At 69.3% G+C, this 2,624-nt stretch carries 5 protein-coding genes; all 5 read left to right on the forward strand.

Annotation, left to right across the window (positions count from 1 at the left end):
* The coding region (locus VIR15_RS04735; protein ID WP_331926322.1) for a DUF3151 family protein at positions 1–263 on the forward strand (263 nt) is incomplete at its 5' end.
* Between the two features lie 49 nt (positions 264–312).
* The gene (relB, locus tag VIR15_RS04740; RefSeq protein WP_331926323.1) at positions 313–828 is read left to right on the forward strand and encodes a type II toxin-antitoxin system RelB family anti-toxin; all 516 of its coding nucleotides are present in this window, start codon (positions 313–315) and stop codon (positions 826–828) included.
* Between the two features lie 74 nt (positions 829–902).
* Positions 903–1,313 (forward strand): pyridoxamine 5'-phosphate oxidase family protein, encoded by a 411-nt coding sequence (locus VIR15_RS04745; protein WP_331926324.1) that lies wholly within the window; start codon positions 903–905, stop codon positions 1,311–1,313.
* A 145-nt stretch (positions 1,314–1,458) separates the two neighbouring features.
* The gene (locus VIR15_RS04750) at positions 1,459–2,220 is read left to right on the forward strand and encodes a DeoR/GlpR family DNA-binding transcription regulator (protein ID WP_331926325.1); all 762 of its coding nucleotides are present in this window, start codon (positions 1,459–1,461) and stop codon (positions 2,218–2,220) included.
* The coding region (locus VIR15_RS04755; RefSeq protein WP_331926326.1) for a 1-phosphofructokinase family hexose kinase at positions 2,217–2,624 on the forward strand (408 nt) is incomplete at its 3' end. The genes VIR15_RS04750 and VIR15_RS04755, both read left to right, overlap by 4 nt.

Raw genomic sequence — 2,624 nt, forward strand, 5'->3', positions numbered from 1 at the left:
CGCTCGCTGCCGGAGGCCGGGACGTCGAGGCCTACGCCTACGCCCGGACCGGCTACCACCGAGCGCTCGACCAGCTGCGCAAGTCCGGGTGGCGCGGGCAGGGGCCGGTCCCGTGGTCGCACGAGCCGAACCGGGGCTTCCTCCGCTCGCTCGCCGCGCTCTCCCGAGCCGCTCGGGCAATCGGCGAGACCGACGAGGACGCGCGGTGCGCGCAGTTCCTCCGGGACTCGTCGGCCGAGGGAGCCCGCGAGCTCGGTCTGTAGCCGGTTCGTGTTTAGTGGGACGCCATAGACAATTCGCTATACTGCACGGATGGCGACACAGTCCACTGCCGCTGATCTGGTGCGTGCTGCCCGCGCACGGGCGAGGCTGTCTCAAGCGGCGCTCGGCGAGCGTGCCGGCGTCGCTCAGAGCGTCGTGAGTGCCTACGAGTCCGGCGCTCGAGAGCCTTCGCTGCCCATGCTGCGCAAACTCGTCTCGGCCGCCGGCATGGAGCTGGACATCTCAGTCCGGAGGCCACGCAAGCGTCGATTCCTCGGCCCGGTCGGCCGGAAGGTCGACGCCAACAGAGAAGCGCTGCTCGAGATCCTGGAGCGGCATCGGGTGAGCGATCCGCGCGTGTTCGGCAGCGTGGCCCGAGGGGACGACCGCGTTGACAGCGACCTCGACCTCCTCGTTGACCTGCCGGGCGGTGTTGGTCTCCTATCGCTTGGAAGCATCGAGGCGGAGCTGGAAGGCGTCCTCGGCTCACGGGTCGACCTGATCCCTGCACGAGACCTGAAACAGCGTGTGCGAGAGACGATCGAGAGCGAGCTGGTTCCGCTGTGAGCGAGGCGGTGGATCGACTCGCACAACGGACTGGGGCTTAGGGTCGGAGGGTCGTCGAGCGAGAGGAACCTGTGATGCCCAAGCCGCCGCTGCCCGCACCTGTCGAGGAGCTGCTCGTCCAGCCGAACCACGCGACGATCAGCTCGCTGCGACCGGACGGTCACCCGGTCTCGGTGCCGACCTGGTACCTCTACGAGAACGGCCGGATCCTCGTCAACATGGACGGTGACCGGAAGCGCATCGAGTACCTGCGCAACGACCCGCGGGTCAGCCTCAGCGCGATGGACCCGCAGGACTGGATCACCCACGTCAGCATCCAGGGCCGCGTCGTCGAGTGGGTCGATGACGATGATCTCGCCGACATCGACCGGATCGCCCGGCACTACACGGGCCAGCCGTACGGGGTCCGCAACCGCCAGCGCGTCAGTGCCTGGATCGAGATCGACCGCTGGCACGCCTGGGGTCGGCTGAAGAACCTGGGCTGAACACCCCGCCGGTTGGCGGGAGTTTCGCATGCCGACCATCCCACAAAAACGGGTGCCCGTTTATCTTCACTTCGGACCGCATGTGTGGTTTCCTTGATGGAACAGACGGCGTCGTCGAGCGCCGACACGAGGACCGAGGAGTCCCATGTACGCGACAGAGCGGCAGCAACGGATCATTGCCGAGGCGCGACGCGCCGGCCGGGTCGAGGTCACCGCTCTCGCCGACGATCTCGGTGTGGCGACGGAGACGATCCGTCGCGACCTGACGGCTCTGGAGCGGCGGGGTTCGCTCCGCCGCGTACACGGAGGGGCGATCCCCGTCGAGCGGCTCGAGGTGGAGCCGTCGCTGGCGACCCGTTCCGGTCGTCTCACCGAGGTGAAGCGACGCATCGCCGCTCGCGCACTCGACCAGTTGCCCTCCGGCGGCAGCATCATCCTGGACTCGGGCACGACAACCGGAGCAGTGGCCGAGCTGCTCCGGCCGGACCTCGACCTCACCGTCCTCACCAACAGCCTCTCGGCCGCGTCCGTGCTCGCGACCCACCCGGGCGTGTCGCTCTATCTGCTCGGGGGGCGAGTGCGAGGCCAGACCGGAGCTGCCGTCGGGGACTGGACGATTCGAGCCCTCAGCGATGTCGTCGCCGACGTCGCCTTCATCGGGACCAACGGATTCTCGGTCGCCCGTGGCCTGACGACCCCTGACCAGTCCGAGGCGCTCGTCAAGCGCGCGATGGTGGCCTCGGCCCGCACCTCGATCGTCCTCTCTGACTCCAGCAAGGCGGGTGACGCCCACCTGCACAGGTTCGCCGACCTCGGCGACATCGACATCCTCATCACCGACACTGACCTCGACGACGACGTGGCCGCGGAGATCCGCGCTGCGGGCCCCGACGTGGTGACGGCATGATCACGACGCTGACGCCCAACCCGAGCATCGACCGTGCGGTCTTCGTCGATGCCCTCAGCCGCGGCGAGGTGCACCGAGCCGCGGGAAGCCGCGTCGACCCGGGCGGCAAGGGCGTGAACGTGTCGCGGGCCCTCGCCGCCCAGGGAGCCGCCACCACTGCGGTCCTGCCCGTCGGCGGACCGGAGGGACACCTGCTCGAGGAGCTGCTCGACGACGCCGGCGTCGCCCACGTCGGCGTCCCCGTCGCGGGAACGGTCCGGATGAACATCAGCGTCCTCGAGCCGGACGGGACCACGACGAAGCTCAACGAGCCCGGGCCGGATCTCACCACAGCCGAGGTCGACGCCCTGGTGGCGGCGACGCTCGAGCGCTCGACCGACGCCGACTGGGTCGTCGGCTGCGGC

It is taken from the genome of Intrasporangium sp., from assembly GCF_036566125.1.
Lineage (GTDB): Bacteria > Actinomycetota > Actinomycetes > Actinomycetales > Dermatophilaceae > Intrasporangium.

Coding starts and splice junctions, on each gene's coding strand:
- relB (WP_331926323.1), top strand. CDS start 313: ATGGCGACACAGTCCACTGCCGCTGATCTGGTGCGTGCTGCCCGCGCA.
- VIR15_RS04745 (WP_331926324.1), top strand. CDS start 903: ATGCCCAAGCCGCCGCTGCCCGCACCTGTCGAGGAGCTGCTCGTCCAG.
- VIR15_RS04750 (WP_331926325.1), top strand. CDS start 1,459: ATGTACGCGACAGAGCGGCAGCAACGGATCATTGCCGAGGCGCGACGC.